General features: G+C 58.9%; 16 protein-coding genes. 2 read left to right on the forward strand and 14 right to left on the reverse strand.

Features of this window, described 5'->3' with window-relative positions; genetic code table 11:
- Window positions 1-299 precede the first annotated feature (299 nt).
- From EJO66_RS30350 to EJO66_RS30355, 3 genes are all read right to left on the reverse strand, one after another.
- Complete coding sequence (locus tag EJO66_RS30350; RefSeq protein ID WP_125966989.1) at window positions 300-1,271, reverse strand: LysR family transcriptional regulator; 972 nt, start codon at window positions 1,269-1,271, stop codon at window positions 300-302.
- A gap of 354 nt (window positions 1,272-1,625) precedes the next feature.
- A complete protein-coding gene (locus EJO66_RS32730) occupies window positions 1,626-1,802 on the reverse strand; it encodes a hypothetical protein (protein ID WP_164547951.1) in 177 nt (58 codons plus the stop codon).
- Window positions 1,803-1,945: 143 nt separating this feature from the next.
- Complete coding sequence (locus tag EJO66_RS30355; RefSeq protein WP_125967004.1) at window positions 1,946-2,899, reverse strand: aromatic alcohol reductase; 954 nt, start codon at window positions 2,897-2,899, stop codon at window positions 1,946-1,948.
- Between the two features lie 194 nt (window positions 2,900-3,093).
- Between EJO66_RS30355 and EJO66_RS30360 the strand changes: the two genes are divergently transcribed.
- Window positions 3,094-4,047, forward strand: a complete 954-nt coding sequence (locus EJO66_RS30360; protein WP_125966990.1) for a LysR family transcriptional regulator — start codon at window positions 3,094-3,096, stop codon at window positions 4,045-4,047.
- Between the two features lie 322 nt (window positions 4,048-4,369).
- Here EJO66_RS30360 and EJO66_RS30365 read toward each other — a convergent pair whose 3' ends face one another.
- From EJO66_RS30365 to EJO66_RS30420, 11 genes are all read right to left on the reverse strand, one after another.
- Window positions 4,370-4,807 carry a helix-turn-helix domain-containing protein gene (locus EJO66_RS30365; protein ID WP_125966991.1) on the reverse strand — a complete coding sequence of 146 codons (438 nt, stop codon included), beginning with the start codon at window positions 4,805-4,807 and terminating at the stop codon, window positions 4,370-4,372.
- Window positions 4,808-5,359: 552 nt separating this feature from the next.
- Entirely contained in the window at window positions 5,360-5,833 is a 474-nt protein-coding gene (locus tag EJO66_RS30375; RefSeq protein ID WP_125966993.1) for a hypothetical protein, read from the reverse strand.
- A 22-nt stretch (window positions 5,834-5,855) separates the two neighbouring features.
- Window positions 5,856-7,265 carry an IS701 family transposase gene (locus tag EJO66_RS30380; protein ID WP_125966994.1) on the reverse strand — a complete coding sequence of 470 codons (1,410 nt, stop codon included), beginning with the start codon at window positions 7,263-7,265 and terminating at the stop codon, window positions 5,856-5,858.
- Window positions 7,266-7,294: 29 nt separating this feature from the next.
- Window positions 7,295-8,058 (reverse strand): IS5 family transposase gene (locus EJO66_RS30385; protein ID WP_125966995.1). Its coding sequence is split into 2 segments (ribosomal slippage): window positions 7,295-7,743 and window positions 7,743-8,058, totalling 765 coding nucleotides; the frame shifts between segments, so codons are not numbered across the junction.
- 1,118 nt (window positions 8,059-9,176) lie between these two features.
- Window positions 9,177-9,695: a type II RES/Xre toxin-antitoxin system antitoxin gene (gene parS / locus EJO66_RS30390; RefSeq protein ID WP_125966996.1), complete on the reverse strand. Its 519-nt coding sequence runs from the start codon at window positions 9,693-9,695 to the stop codon at window positions 9,177-9,179.
- Window positions 9,696-9,712: 17 nt separating this feature from the next.
- Window positions 9,713-10,573 carry a metallophosphoesterase gene (locus tag EJO66_RS30395; protein WP_125966997.1) on the reverse strand — a complete coding sequence of 287 codons (861 nt, stop codon included), beginning with the start codon at window positions 10,571-10,573 and terminating at the stop codon, window positions 9,713-9,715.
- A complete protein-coding gene (locus EJO66_RS30400; protein WP_125966998.1) occupies window positions 10,570-11,022 on the reverse strand; it encodes an HAD domain-containing protein in 453 nt (150 codons plus the stop codon). Before EJO66_RS30400 ends, EJO66_RS30395 begins: the two co-directional genes overlap by 4 nt.
- Before the next feature lie 31 nt (window positions 11,023-11,053).
- Window positions 11,054-12,013 carry a metallophosphoesterase gene (locus EJO66_RS30405; RefSeq protein ID WP_240648905.1) on the reverse strand — a complete coding sequence of 320 codons (960 nt, stop codon included), beginning with the start codon at window positions 12,011-12,013 and terminating at the stop codon, window positions 11,054-11,056.
- Complete coding sequence (locus EJO66_RS30410) at window positions 12,010-12,501, reverse strand: HAD domain-containing protein (protein ID WP_125967000.1); 492 nt, start codon at window positions 12,499-12,501, stop codon at window positions 12,010-12,012. The genes EJO66_RS30405 and EJO66_RS30410 overlap by 4 nt, the downstream gene beginning before the upstream one ends.
- Window positions 12,498-12,878, reverse strand: a complete 381-nt coding sequence (locus tag EJO66_RS30415; RefSeq protein WP_125967001.1) for a DUF2384 domain-containing protein — start codon at window positions 12,876-12,878, stop codon at window positions 12,498-12,500. Before EJO66_RS30415 ends, EJO66_RS30410 begins: the two co-directional genes overlap by 4 nt.
- Window positions 12,875-13,705, reverse strand: a complete 831-nt coding sequence (locus EJO66_RS30420; RefSeq protein WP_125967002.1) for a metallophosphoesterase — start codon at window positions 13,703-13,705, stop codon at window positions 12,875-12,877. The genes EJO66_RS30415 and EJO66_RS30420 overlap by 4 nt, the downstream gene beginning before the upstream one ends.
- A gap of 1,655 nt (window positions 13,706-15,360) precedes the next feature.
- On the opposite strand from EJO66_RS30420, the gene EJO66_RS32860 reads away from it, so the two are divergent.
- Window positions 15,361-15,711: hypothetical protein (locus EJO66_RS32860; protein ID WP_476756211.1), on the forward strand; the 351-nt coding region annotated here is incomplete at its 3' end.

Raw genomic sequence — 15,711 nt, forward strand, 5'->3', positions numbered from 1 at the left:
ACTGCTGCAGCATTAATGCCGCTGCAAAAAGCGTGTAGGGGGGGAATTGCCTCAAGCGTTCGGTGAGCAAGGGGCGGCGTAAGCACAGCCATAGATTTTCTTTCCAGATATGTCTCGTTGGGTGGGAGCCCATACGGCGATCCAGAAATCAGGCGACATGAAAGAGCGTGGCTTTTTCAATTCGGCGCTTGGCATCCCACTGGCGATCAGCATAAGGAAGCTCGGATCTACTGTGCACACAATGCGCGCAAGCCTGCATTGCGCAAACAAGCAAACCAGTTGGAGCGGGAGCCGCAGACTTAATCGCCATCACCGATTTGGTCCCACATACCCTCCCTCCTCTGGTCTTCAATGATTTTTGTGATTTCTTTGGCGACCGCCGATACAGCGCGAGCGGGCCCCTTCTTCCTCGATAGGACCATCGAAACGATACGCTTGACTTCAGGCGAAATTATTTTCACAGCCTGCAGGCGGTTTTCCTGAATTTGAGACCAAACGGCGTGAATCGGCAATACGGTGTATAAACCTGAATCTGCCACCCCAGCCCGCATGAGTGGCAGAGAATCAGCTTCAATCACGGCATTAAGCGATATATGGTTTAGTCGCGAAAGCCTGTCGAGTGCCGCCCTCAAGCCATTCGGAGCACTAGGTAAAATAAAGGGCAATCCGTGCAACGATGAAAACGGGATCGCCGTCGCTGAGGTCAGCCGATCGCCAGGTGGGCCCACGAGATAACTATCGATTCTCGCCAAAGCCTGTTCGCCTTCTAATGGAAGGTCGCTGTACCGATACAAAATTCCTATGTCGACTCGCGTCCCGGTCAGCAATTCCTCGACTTGGCCACTAGAACCTTCTTGCACCTTGAGTTGAATGGCGGGATATCGTTCTCGCACACGCTCGAACAAGCGTAATGCGATAGCGCTTGCAATAGATGGCAGCAAACCTAGGGTGACAAGACCTGCAGGCTCGAGTGCATCACCATGAATTTCAGTTTCGAGTTGCTCCGCATCAGAAAGCAAGTCTTTAACAATCGGGAAAATGCGTAATCCGACGTCCGATAGAGTTAGGCCGCGCCCCGTGCGATTAAATAGGCGAGTTTTGCAATCACGTTCTAACGAGTTAAGGTGACGACTCAGATGCGACTGACTCGTGCCAAGAAAGATCGCTGCGTGTGTCAGACTTCCAAGCTCTGCAATTGCCAAAAAGGCACGCCATTTGCGAAGGTCAGATGTAAGATTGAGCTGGATCTGGGTCGCATTTTTAGGGTGCATCTGAAATACCTCTGATTTCACAAATCGGCGTATTGCAATTAAGCACGCCGATAAGATGCCTCAGTACGAGCTCTATGCAACAAATGTAATTCCACTTCGCTTTCAACTCGCGCGTTTGAAAAATGGATCGAGGAGACTTTCTCCAGCGCATCGTATGGTTTGTAATCCCTTGGCGCACCAAGCCTGCCGATTACTGACGATGTGTGATTGCTGTGCACAGATTTTCGACCGAGCAGACGCGGATCATTCCCGATGCCGGCATCTGTGAACACAGGACTGAACCGCCAACGCGGCTGGCCGGGATGAGCCATGAAGCAAATCCTCGCAGGCGAGGATCGAAGCCAAGTCACCTTGCTATCGCCGTGCCTTCACAACTTCGTCGCCGGAGACGACCCGATACGTGACGTCTGATGTGCCGCAATTCGAAGCCCGAAGCCGTTCTCCCTGAGCGTCGTGGCCATCGACAGCAGCAAATTCAAGTTGGTCATCCAGCGAGATCGCAACCTCGCTCCAGCCGAGGTCGATCGCCATCAGGAGCAACTCGAACAGAGCACTGATCCGCGCGCTCCATGGAAGCAGCCGGCTGGGATCAGCCCTCGGGCGTCCAGGCGGCCGTCGACACCAAGGATCGCCTCATCGAAGTTTGCCTAGATGGTGTCGGGTCGGACTCACGACTACTTGCCGCGGCCCGAAGCAAGGTTTGCATTGATCCACGACGCCACGTCGGTGACCGGGATGGCGCGCCGCTGATTGAACGTTCCACTCTTGTCCCACGCGACACCCCGCCCTTGAGCAAAGGCCGCACGATACTTGCGCATCATGTTGTGCGGGTCACGCGCCAGCTCATCCAGCAAATACTGCTCGCTCCACTCCGAACGACTGAAGGGGCGGTCGAGGCCCGCCTGCAGCTTGTCAGCGACCTCCCCGTAGGTCACGGTGTCACCGGCCAGATACACGATCTCGTTTCGGATACGGGGTTTGGTGAACACGATCTCAGCGGTCAGCGCTCCAATGTCATCGGGCGTCGTCAGCGTCACAGCGGTGTCGAGGCTGCCTAGAGCGTGGACTGCGTCGTTCTGCAGGTCGACAACACCGAATTCCGGCTCGAGCAGGTAGCTCATGAACATGCCGGTCGAGATGATGACCCACTCGGTCTGCTGCTGACTACGCAGCAACTCGCGCACGTCCAGTTGCGCGTCGAAGATGTCCTGCGGACTGCCGCGACCGATCACGTCGAAATCGACTCCGAACTGCCAGGGGAAGTACCTCGGGATTCGCGCCTGCAAGGCAGCCCGCGCCAGCTTCATTGGCGTATCGATTCCGGCTGCATAGCCCGCGCAGCCGATGACCGTGTCATATCGAGCGAACGCTGCGGCGAGCTCATCGATGGAACTCTTCACGAGATCGCCTATGACGATCTCGATTCCGAGATCTTGGATCTCGGCGATGTCTTGTTGCTTGCCTGGTGCACTGGACTCCACTGCGCTTGCGCGCAGCAGCACACTGATCTTCGCACCGGCCACGTCCTTCGCGCGGCGTGCCAGGTTGCGTAGCACCGGGAGGCCGAGCTCCCCCGCACCGAGCACGAGAATGTTCTGAGACGTGGCGTTAGGATCTGTTGGGTTCATCGTATGGCTTGGCGGCACTGGCAGCTGACGGTCTCGATCGGGCATTGTTGATTTCTCATGTACGTGTGATGTGCACGCACTGTAGCGGGGGCATCAACACAGAAAAAGCAGCCCTGGCCGTTCTCCATATTCAGAAAATCCGAACAATGCCGGTTTGTGGCGCCGCTTTCCTTTATCGCTAGCAGGACAAGACAATGGATCGCGTACAAGCAATGCAGGTATTTCTTCGTGTAGTCGAAAGCAAGAGCTTTGTGCGCGCAGCAGAGACCCTGGGATTGCCGGCGTCATCGGTCACCGACATCATCAAGAGGCTTGAAAAACATCTGCAGACACGCCTACTGAACCGTTCGACCCGAAACCTCAGCCTGACGCCAGAAGGTGAGCGGTACTTCTATCGCTGCCGCGAAATACTGGACCTGATCGACGACACTGAATCCAGTCTGCACTCCGCCGATCGTCCGCAGGGGCGACTGCGCGTGGACATGCCGGGCGGCATTGCACATGCATTGATCCTGCCGCAGTTGGAGCAATTCCAACGACGGTACCCGGATATCTACCTCATGATCGGAGTCAATGATCGCCAGGTGGATTTGATCCAGGAGGGAGTCGATTGCGTCATCCGTACTGGAAGCCTCAATGACTCAACGTTGGTCGCGCGCCGCTTGGTCGAACTGCGGTGGATCACCTGTGCAGCGCCGTCCTATCTGGACGAAAGGGGTGTCCCCGAGGTTCTGGAGGATCTCAAACGACACAGAGCGGTCCACTACTTTTCCAACACGACGCGCCGGGAAAACCAGTTGCATTTCGTCAAGGACGGAGTCGGCATCGCAGTGCCAGTCCCTGGCACGGTAGCGGTCAACGAGACGGGGCTGTACATGAAGCTGGGCCTCGATGGCCTCGGATTGATGCAGTTGCCTGAGATTCTGGTGACGGACCATTTGCAGTCCGGAGAATTGGTCGAGGTGCTGGCCGACAGCCGGCCCGCGCCGGTGCCCGTATCACTTCTCTACCCGCATCACAGCTTTCTTTCTCCGGCGATGCGGGCGTTCATCGACTGGACGATCGAGCTCTTCGGCAACCTCGAGTTGAAGGGAAATCATTTGCCAGCCGAAACAAGCCGTCAGGCTCGGAGCCAGCGGCCCACCTAAGGAACGTCCGATATGGGCGCCTCCCGGATCACAAGTAATGTGAAGAAGCAGGAGGCAGGGTTGCAGTGCGGCTTGTTATGCAGGCTGATATGCCCGCTGGCCCTGATAGTTTTCGCTGACGAAGTTCCCATCTGAACATCGAGCTTGGTGCTCTCACTCCCTATCGGAGTGTTCTCGTCCCGGCCCGACCTGTCTGGCCCATTACACGCAGGGTCGCTTGCTGCGCATATCCGTAGATTGGTTGCTGGCAATTCATTGATTCGTCGCGAGCCTGCCTCGCTCTAGAAGTCGTGGGGCAAGACGCTTCATGCCCTATGTGCTATTACGTGGCCAGGCGCTCGGCGACTTCGCGTGCACCGAATTCCCGTACTGTCGCGAGGCGTTCGAGTTGTGCGGCCCGCGGACGAGCCTTCCCTTGCTCCCAGTGATAGATCGTCTGCCCAGACACACCAACTAGCTGTCCATAACTCGCTGCGGACAGTTCGAGCTTTGCGCGATGTGCCGCCAACCTGGTTGCGCTAAAGCGGCGCTTCGGGCCCGCTGCAGCTTCATGGCCCGAAGCGGGCGTCGTAGCGGAGCGCGCTGCTCCCTTCGCAACACGACGCAGTTCCTTTTCGAGCGCATTCACTTGGCGACGGAGTTCAGCAATCGACGCGCGATGTGCGACGGACGCTTTCTTGAGTGTTTCGATCTCGGCGCGCACTTCCTTGCGAGCAACGCGGGAGATTTCAGCTTTGAGGATTGAGGCGATGTTGGGCATGGACGCATTGTGCCGTGCCACTACAGCCCCGACGCTCCGCCGGCGTTGCCTGCGAGCCCGAAGTTGAATTTGCGCCAGGAGTGGGAGGAATTCCAGGATTCGCAGGGGACGACCGTAGACACGGTGTGGCGTAGCGCTGCCGCTGCCGCTGCCGCTGCCGCCATTCGCATTGAACGGCAACTCGGACACGGCAATGTCGGGCCGTGGACCGACTTCGAGTGGGGCATGATTACCGGGAAGTTGTCCGCGCTGCGTTGGGCGCTGGGCGCTGGGCGCTGGGCGCTGGGCGCTGGGCGCTGGGCGCTGGGCGCTGGGCAGCGATTGGGACATGCTTGACACCTAGTTGAGGCCACACTCCTGGCGAGACAGAGAAAAGAACAATGAGAGCGTAGCTGCGGCTGACCTCGGTCAGTCAGCTAAGGCGCTGGGATCTCGAGCCGCTCTGATAGGGCAGGAGTGTTTCACCGACGTATGCGGAACTCCGCCGCCTTGCGAAAAAAACCATGGTTGGAGTGCTCGATGGTTTTGCCTGCACATGCGACAAAAGGAGCGTCAAGCGAGCCTATTGCACGTGGCGAGCAACTGCTCATGCGATTGAAGAAATGCAGGTAGCTTCGCGTCAATAGCTTTGGCTTCATCTCGAACATATGCTGGAAGGTTCTCCGGATCCATATCCCGTGTAATCACGCTAACGTAGCCTCTGCCGTCTGGAACGGTGTAGCGAACCAGCTCCGCGGCCAATTCGTTGGCTGCCTTGATGAAAGCGGCTTGTTTAAGGCGAAGTTCTTGGTGCGTGAAGTAGTGGGCTTCGTTGGTCCAAGTTTCAACAACTGTGTATAGCGGGGTAGTGGCTTTCGCCCTGAATGGAAGCAAGAAGTCATGCTGTTGATACTCCCGGAATAGACCCGAGTCAGCGAAGAGCGAACGAAAGGTCTTCGCAAGCTCGCGATCATGACCAGAGAGTGCGCTGACGGTCGTCCCTTGAGATGTCGCGGATGAAGGCGCTGAAGCTCTCCAGCCAAGCATGGTGAGGAACTTGGTCCTAGTCTTACTGTGTCACAAGAGTAGCTTTGCGCTTGCCCTTCCGCAGCAGGGGCACTGACCGAGACGAGCGATCAGTTGGTAGCTCAGTCGATGGCGCAGTGTTGTGATCGACGTCGGCACGTGGCGCTGCGCGCGCAGGACTTCCGCGGGGGATGTAATCCTCGGGAAGGGTAGGCACCTGGCGTTCGATGAAGTTTTTTTTACCGCCGACAGACTTGTCGGCGACGAGGCGTTCGGCCATGAGGAACCCGTAGGCCGCGATGCTCAACGCGGCGTGATGATGAAACCCCCGCCACCCTCGGCCCTCGTAGTGGCCGAGGCCGAAATCCTGCTTCAGATCCTGGTAGTCACGCTCGATGCGCCAACGCTGATGGGCGATGTCGACCAACTCGTTGATCGGTGTGTCCTCTGGCAGGGTGGACAAGAAGTACTTGCTCGGCTCAGCGTCGCTTGCCGGCCACTCGATGAGCAACCACTGCTCGGGACGCAGACGTGCCTTGCCCGTATTGCCGCCGGCGTGGCGCACCCGCACGGCCGCGAAGCGGCCGTTCAGTGTGTCGCTGGTTCCCTCGCGCCAGCTGATGTTCTGGAATGCCCGACTTGGAAGCGACTGCGCCAATGCCTTGACGCTCATGGGCTGTAGCGTCGCCGTGCGCCTGGGCATTACTGGCGGGCGGCCCATGCCGCTGTAAGGCTCGGGTGGCAGCGGCTGCACGCCAGGCGGCCAGACCACGACGGCAGATGTGACGCCCACCGCGTAGAGCAAGCCCATGTCGCTGAGCGCCTGGCGGAAGGCGTTGTCCACGCCGTAGCCGGCATCGGCCAGCACGCAATGGCGCGGTGCGCCTTCGTCCAGCAGCGTACGCAACTGCTGCAGCGCGATCTGCGTCTTCGTGGCGAAACGCACTTCATCGGGAACGCCAGCCTTGGTGCGGCGTTCAGCATCTGCCGCCCAGTCCTCGGGAAGGTACAGCTGCCAAGCGACGGGCAAGCTGCCCTGTTTGCTTGCCAGCGAGATGCTCACGGCCACCTGGCAGTTGTCCTGCTTGCCCAGCATCCCGCAGTACTGGCGCGTGACACCGACCGAATGGCGGCCCTTTTTCGGGAACCCGGTGTCGTCGATGATCCACCAGCCACCCTGACTGAAGTCCATCTTGGGCATCACCCACTGGCACACCCGCCGCAGCATCTGCGTGTCAGACCACTCGGCCTTGGCCACGAAGTGGTGCAGTGCTTGGTGCCGCGCGCTGGCATGCGTCGGATCCACCCGCGCGGCCATGGGCTCTACGCTCTTGCGCGACAAGGGAAGCATCAGGCCCGTGCAGTACCCACGAAGGCCTGCGTGCCGATCCGTGTGACCCAAGCCTGCGCTCAGGTGCTCCAGGTAGCTATCGAAGCGCTCGACTGCGTTCATCAATCCTCCGGTGCGAAGACTAGGGCCTGTTAACACAATCGAAGTCCGTCGGCGATCAGCGCAAAGCTGATGAAGCCAAGGAACATTACGTCGAGCTTCTCGAATCGCGAGAAGATTCGGCGGAAGCCCTTCAGGCGCCGGAACAGTCGCTCGACTTCGTTGCGGCGCTTGTACATCTCTCGGTCGTACTCCCAGGGCTCGACCCTGGTCTTCAGCGGCGGCACTACGGGGATGAATCCAAGGTCCAGCGCCAACTGCCGTGTCTCGTTGCCTTCGTAGGCACGATCCATCAGCAGATGCAGTGGGCGGGTTGGCCCACCCAGCCGACGCAGCAAGGCCCGGCCTTCGGGCGCATCGTGTGCCTGCCCGGGCGACAGCGAGAACGTTATGGCCGTTCGAGCATCCGCGGCAACCATATGAATCTTGGTGTTCCATCCGCCTCGGGACTTGCCGATGGCTTGTGGCCCGTTTTTTTTAACGCACCAGTTCCATCCGGATGTACCTTGATGCTCGTGCTGTCCAGCGAGACGGCCTCGATCTTGATGCGCACAACCTGAGCACGCTGCAACTCCTCGAACACCCTATCGAGCACGCCGGCCTTGGACCACCGATTCATGCGTGTATAGATCGTGTGCCAATTGCCGAACCGCTTGGGCAGACCGCGCCACTTGCAGCCGTGCTCGGCCACATACAGCACCGCGTTCAACACACTCAGGTTCGACAGGCTGACGTTGCCTCTCTGTGTAGGCAAACAATGTGCAATCTGCTCGAATTGGGCTTGCGTGATCTCCATACCCGGAGTTTCCGATATGAGCCTGGAGTCACGCCAGTAGTGTTAACACGCCCTAGAGGATTGCACTATTTCATTTATGACACAGTAAGACTAGGCGTCTCAAAGGCGAACGCGATACCAACTATCGCTAGAACAAGACCTGCGACCTCGATCATTGGGCGTCTCCGAAAGTTGCGCATTCTGTCCACTTCATGCGAGATAGCCTATCCCTATTTTTTCGAAGACAGACTTGCCCACATTCAGGATCAATACGCGCTAGATCAGGGAAATCCTTAGTCTCAACCTCGAAACTCGCCTGTCCCATGACAGTCGTTCAAGGCTACTACCCAGCCATGGGGAATGCTCTTACTTGCCCCTCATCCGACCTCGAGCGTCTTGCACGGCATTCTTTCCCGATGGAATTCCGACCATTCTTCCGTCGGAGCCTTGAACGGCCCGAGACCCGCTCCGAATTGCCACCATTCGCCCATCAGACCCTTGGACTCCCTGAGCGCCGCTGGGAATTTCCACCATTCTTCCGTCGCTGCCTTGAAGCCCTTGCGCACCTGAGCGAATGGCGATCATTCGCTCGTCGCTCCCTTGTAGACCTCGACCGCCGGAAGGTATAGCGACCATTCGTCCGTCACTTCCTTGAAGACCACGACCGCCTGGTGGGATGGGAACCATCCGCCCGTCGGAGCCTTGCAGCGCCGTCCAACCGTCTGGTATGACTATCGCCATACCATCGCTACCTGTCAGCGTTCGTTTCACGGCGTGACTCCGATTGTTTATGAAGGTCGAATGATGGTCGCATTCTGCCGTCGAAATGCCATGGTGCGGTGCATGCATGCAGTTCAGTCGGGATCAACTCGGATTCATCTCTCTCTGGTTGGGCAGCCACCATATCGTGCTCAGTGACCCAGACGAGTTGTGTCGGGCAGCGCTGCTCGGGCTGGGCGTCGCATTGGTTGCAATGCCGCATGCGTGAGGACTGCTCCGAGCGATCTGTTCGCGACTGCACGTATGACGGCGCTGCCTATGCGGCTCCGGTGGCCGCCGGTGATCTCGGCGCGAACGTCTGCCATTTCATCGGTGGTGAACTCAGCGCTAGCAGTTTCCGACAAGCCATAGCGCTGACATCATGCGTGAGCGCCACTCTGGGCGCGGGAGAGCATGTTCGATACGATGGCCTGCCCCTCTGCGGTGTCCATCAGCTCTTCAGGTCGTCGCTCACCGAGAGCGGGCAAAGGCTGATCGAGCCACTGGGCCACCCATGTCGCCGCATCGAAGCCGTCGGGATCTCCGGAGGTCTCGACCATGGCTTGTGCTTGCCCAATGAGGCGACTGATTCCCAGCACCCTGGATGACTCTTCGGTCGACAAAGGCTGATTCTTCCTGGCCTTTCTATGAATGGTCGCGCGCGGCAGGCCAAGAATGGCGAGCAGCTTGTCTTTCGACACGCTCATTTCACTGGCCACCAACTCGATCAAGAATGTGGGTACACCGTGTTTGATCAGTTCGACATGCTCGAGGGGATCAATCTTGAAGAGGCTGACGAAGTCAGCTTTTGCGAGTTTCTTCGATCCGACCTTCGTGGTCCAGACGGACGTCGATTTCGCAGGCAGCAGATCTGTTGCCTGCGGGATCAGACGTGTCATCTTGGACGCCCCCTTAGTCATGATTGGATAGCTCCACGAGCTGCTTCAATGACGGAAGGTTTCACGTCGATGATCAGGGCAGGATCGAACGCCTTGTTCTCGATCCTGCCGCTCCAGTTCACATAGCCACGCGGATTACTCACGACTCGGCAAGAACGCACTCGATAGTCGAACTGCTGATGTGTGTGTCCGTGCACCCAGAGCACGGGAACTTCAAAGAAGGAATCCGGAAGCTCGGTGACGAAGGCGCCTGAGGACCAATCGTCAGCGTAGCGCTGCGCCAGTGAACCGCGATGCGGCGCATGGTGCGTCACGACCACTGTCTGTCCGGCGAACGGCTCCGAAAGCCTGTTTCGCAGCCACGCGCGCTGTGCCTGATGAATCCGAAGCGTGTCCGCCGCCTGGAGCTTTCTTCCTTGCTTGTAGCGCCAGGTATCGGGCTCCGCCGACTCGTCGACCGTGCGGATCAGCGCGTAGTCGTTCAGCAGATTGGTCGCCATCTTCATGGCACGCCCGACATCGCTGACCGGACCCTCAGGCGTCTCGATGGCGAGCGCGAAGTCGGTCCACAGCGTAGCGCCAAGGAAGCGCACGCCATCGATCACCAGTTCGTCGCCGTCGAGCAGATGGACATTGCTTCCATCGGCCCCGCGGCGCGCTTCAGCCAATGTCGTGTCAGTTCGTCCATCGTAGTACTCATGGTTTCCGAGCAGATAAATCACCGGCTTGCCGCGAAAGCGATCCGCCGCCCAATGGACGGCGCGCTTGGCCGGTGAATGAATGTCGCCGGCGAGAATGACCGCATCGAAATCGAGATCAGGCACCGGCTCGAAGGGGGCGAACTCGAGGTGAAGGTCGGAAAGAATCAGCACTTTCATCGGGATGCCCCTTCAAAGCGAGCGCGAAGTTCGGCACACGCCTTGTCGTCGAAGCCGACGAACGAACTGCACACCACCAGATGGTCCTTGCAATGGTCGAACTGCCAATACGCATCGTCGAGCGCAACCCAAGGTTCGTCGACGGCATCGTGGAGCTGGAGCCAGGCAAGGATTTCTCCTTCGCGCTTCCTGTACGGCGGTGGAAGCCCGAAACCTGAGTGTGGCGTAGCTCCAAGGATTCGAGCTCGGATGTCGCTGGAGAATGGTTTCAGCAAGGACTGATAGAGAAGCTGCTCGCGCCAGGATGAGCTGATCACGATCTTCACGTGTGGGAACTCGCGCAGCAATGCCTCCAGGCGTGGCAGGAAGCAGAAGTCGGCGCCACCGTTGAGAATGTGATCTTCCCCTTCCGGATGCAGCACACCGTCGAAGTCGAGGAACAGGATCACTCTGAATCTCCTAGCCCATATCCACCGGCCCTCATACGACACCGCCGTGTTGAATCGCGATCAACATCGATCGCACTCTGTCAGCGCCGCCCCCGACAGCGAGCGTCGCCGGCGTTTGACCATCGAGCAGCTCGTGCGGCTTGTCCAGCCAGGCTTGGGCCGCTGCGCCGAACACCTGAGTAGCGAGATCGAGCACGTCTTGTGGAGGCCCTCCCGGCCCAGGCTCATCGCGCGGCCAAGTCAAGTGCGATCCCGTATCGACCCCGAAGGCACGGAAAGGCGCCGCGGCAGGCATCAGACCCTCGCCGACATAATCGACGCTTCGGTGATGATGACCGTGGACCACCAACTGGACGCCGAGCTTCACGGCGAGTTCGTCGATCGCCTTCCAGCCGTGTGGATGGGCCGACGGCGCCTCGTGCGCCACCAGGATGTCAGCGGGTCCGCTGCGCAGCAACCGCTGGTACTCATCCGGGAAGATGGAGGACCGGTGCTTGCGGGAGATGCCGTCGCGCCACCGCTCATGGCTCTTCATGGTTCGGCGCATGGCGTCGCTCGATTGGAACGCCGCCTCGTCGATCGGCCGCCGAGGATCCCAGATCTTGCTGCGGAAGATGCCTCCCAAGCCAGCGACCTGGTAGCCAGCGACGGAGACGATGCGGCAATGCAGACTTCGATCTGCGAGGTCCGATTCGAATAGATTCTGGTAGTCCAAATCCCCGTCCGTATCGTGATTCCCGTGTATCCAGTAGACCTCGGTGAGGGACAGGATCGACTGCAGCTCGATCTGCAGAGGTCGACGCGCCTGAATGTCCCCCAGCAGCACGATCGCCTCAGGCTGAAAGCGCTCGACCGCGGCAATCACGGGGTCGAAGTCGCCGTGGGGGTCGCCGAAGAACATCAGCTTTGGCGCGAACCGCTCGTGCTCGGGTCGCGCATGGAGGTCCGATGGAATGAGTGGTTTCATTTCATATGCCGGATAGCGGTTCATCGGCCAACCGCGAACCGCAGGAAGTGCGAGCGCAGCTCCTGGAAGCTGTCTTGATCGAACGCACGCTTGGGGTCGGTGAGCACGAGCCGTTCGAAGCCTGCTTCAAAGCTTGAAGGCCAATCGTCAAGCGCGACCCACTCTGCGTCACCGCGACCGTTCCCCTCGAGCCAGGCTTGGATCTCCAGCTGGCGCCGGTGATGGACGGCCGCGTTGGGGTCGAGCTGCGGCGTGGCTCCGATGATCCGATCCCGGATGTCATCGCTGAAATACTGCTGCAGTTGCTCAACGCTGTCGGCGAGTCGCCAATCCGAGGAGATGACGACTTCGACAGAACTGAACTCCCGAAGCAGCTCTTCAAGCAGCGGCAAGTGGCTGAAGAACTTGCTGCTGAACGAGTAGTCTGTACCAACAGGATGAAGAACACCATCGACATCCAGGAACAGCAGGGCGCTGGAGTCGTCAGTGCGGGTGGTGCGCGGGTATGTCATCCAACGAACCCGGCCTGGATGGACTTCAGGAGATTGAGCACATCGGCGGCCCGCCCTTCGGCCACCAGCGCTTCAGCCGTCTTGTAGTTGAACGGTGCGAGTGGTTCGTTCCTGTACCGGAAGATAGCGCCCTGGAGGTCGCCTCCCGAGGCTGTCGCCACGGCAGCCAGCACTTGCAGGCTCGTGCGGATATGCGCCTGGATGCTCTGCGTTCCGGGAGCGTGAGTGACCGTGCTTCGGTGGACATGTGCTTCTCTGGCGAACGAAGCGATATCCAGGCCCATCATCTCGACGAACTTCGCCGGCGACAGGATCTGGCGCTCATCCACCACTTCGCAGAGCTGCTGGGCCAGACGTTGGTAGTCTACGGAGCTCATAGATTGACAACCAGCTCTGGGTTGAACTGCTTGTTTTCGTGCTCTCGGCCATGTCGCACGTACCCTCGCGGGTTGCACACCACCCGGCAGTTGCCGACGCCGTATCTGTGGCTCTCGTGGAGGTGGCCGTGCACCCAGAGTGCCGGCACTTCGAAGAAGGAATCTGGAAGCTCGCTCACAAAGGCTGGGGATAGCCAGTCGGACTGGTAGTGCGGCGCGAGCGAGTTTCGGTGTGGGGCATGGTGGGTCACGACCACCGTCGGCCCTGCAAAGGGCTCGGCCAGCTTTTGGGCCAGCCAGGCACGGTCACTGAAGTGGAGCGTCCGTGTGTCCTCGGGCGTCAATCGGCGTTTCCTGGGCTTGGCTGCCGCCGGAGCATCGGAAGGTGCCAGCACCTCGGCCCACCGGATGGACGAGTAGTCATTGAGGTGGACCTTGGCCGCCTTCATGGCCCGCTCGGCGTCGACCACAGACCCGGCCTTGGTCTGGATGGGCAGTTCGAAATCGGTCCACAGGGTACAGCCCAGAAACCGGACGCCGGCGATCACGACTTCGCCTGGCGCCAGCAGATGCACGTTGCATGCGGCCGCGGTCAGTGCCATCTCGTTGAGAGACGTCTGCATGACGCCCTGATAGAACTCGTGATTACCGGGCACAAAGACGATGGGAACCGCTTCCCCAAGGTTTTCCGGCCGGCGAGCCCAGCGCATGGCCTTGGAGCCGGGCACGAAGATGTCGCCCGCGAGGATCACGACGTCGTAGTCGACCTCCGGAACGAGAAAGGTACCGAACTCGAGGTGCAGGTCCGAAAGGATAAGCAGCTTCACGTCACTAGCCCTCTTTCTTCTGCAGGACACTCACGACGCCGCTATCGAGAACTGGAGATTCCACGCTTTGCCACCGACATGGACCACCTGAAGATCGGCCGAACAAAGCCGCCGGTCTCGAAGGCGAAGTGCATGCGTCAGACGCGAAAGGTGAACTTCCGACGCGTTTGATCGCAAAGATCAACGGCTTCAAGTCGGCGTGTGATCCGCCAACAAACGCCAATGTGGGCGCTGTGCCCCAAGGAGAGAGAAGGAAGCGATATCGGCTGAACATTCGGAGCTCCTAAAAGGAGCCAAACGTCAGCTCCTTAAGACTGGTGAACGGGGACGAGCAGAGGTGATGCCACTACCGCTATTCGGTTCGCCGACTGGCCTGAACATTCCGAGCGAATCACCACGTGCACAGCCACGCCCGCGTCGATGCTGGCGCGTTTGACGGTTGTGAAAGAAGGGCCGGACATGGGAATTCGCAGATTTCCAAAGTGAGCTGTGTCAAGCCATCTTAGCTGTAGACACAGCAAGCATGCAACCGGCCGACGATGATTCCGGACGTTCTAGAAGCTCTGAATGCAACTTCCGCAACTCCGTGGCTGAACGAGACTGCTGATCTTCATGTGCAGGAAGAAATTTATCGCGCCCGATTTTTTCAAATTTGCCGCGAATTTAGTTTCTCCGTAAAGTAGTACGGCACGAAGGAAATATTCAACCGCGACAATGACTTACGGAAGAATTTCTTGACTTTAAATGGCTTCGAAATCAGAATTGGCTCGTGAGCACTCAGCCACCCTCTGCAGTTGCTAGTCCGTCCCAGTCCGGGACTTCGACGGCACAACGCGCACAGAACGACGCTACCGTCGAGCAGCGTACGTTCGAGCTTCTCTTTGCAAAGTATGGACCGCTGGTCTCAGCCGACGATGCTTGGAAAGCATTGAGCTTCCCCACGCTGGACTCGTTCAACCGGGCCATCCAGCGCAAACGTCTTCCACTCAAATTGATCAGGCCTCCCGGACGCCGGAAGGCCTTTGTTTCGACGTCAGACTTGGCAGCGTACTTGGCGAGACTCGCAACTGAAGTCACCGCCTGAGGAGGACTACGCCCCCAGAAAAGCAAAACGCCGACCCCCTTTCGAAAAGCCGGCGCCCGCCGACACCTCATAGATAGATGTCTAAGGTTTTTGGACGACCCTAATGACAGTATCTCCCTGGGACTAGGTGGCGTCAAGGCACGTCACACCCTGTCGAACATCGACGGGAACCAGGAGAGATCATGGAAAGTCCCCGGCACCCAGACGCATCAGTTTCACCCCCACTTTCTCAGCGGAAGTGGATCGAATCTCACCGCCTCTCTAGGACCTGGCTGCAGGCTCACCGAAGACGCACTGCCGTGTCCGCGGGCGACCCGCAGTCGAGTGACTGCAGCACGAACCGACGAGGGTGGCCGTTAGATGTTTGTGGCGTCATTGCCAGTCACGCGCAGGCAGTGACGGGCAATCGAACGAGCTCCCACGACGGCCCCGTTCGCGGTCGAACTTCGCTGGAGCCCAACGATCTTTCGCCATCGCATGGAAGGTCCCTTCCATGAACCAGCGCGTACTCGGTTTTCGACCGGAGAGATTCGTCGCTTCTTCGCGGCGCCCTCCCCCTCAGGCTGGGCGAATGACATGGACAAAGCTATATGCCCTGATCAAAGCGGGCTACGGGCAAGGTCATTTGCATGACTACCTCCCCTACCTGAGGGTGACCAAGAAGGATTGGTCTGATAAAGCCAACATGGGCCATCACAGGAGCGCTGCGTTCGGACATACCCACCACTACAGAAGCTCAGGAGAAAGATGGCTGATCCATTTACTCAAGTGGCTAGGTGCATACGATGCACGCGACCAGTACCCGATGTGGCCATGGGCGCATGAACACCCCTTGTGTGGGCTCCCGGGGTTCTCTTCCGACATAGAAGTACCAGGCACGCTTGAAATTGCACGGGCGAGGGCCATCAAGCTGTGGAAATAC

The sequence above is a fragment of the Variovorax beijingensis genome (assembly GCF_003951285.1).
Classification (GTDB): Bacteria; Pseudomonadota; Gammaproteobacteria; order Burkholderiales; family Burkholderiaceae_C; genus Variovorax; species Variovorax beijingensis.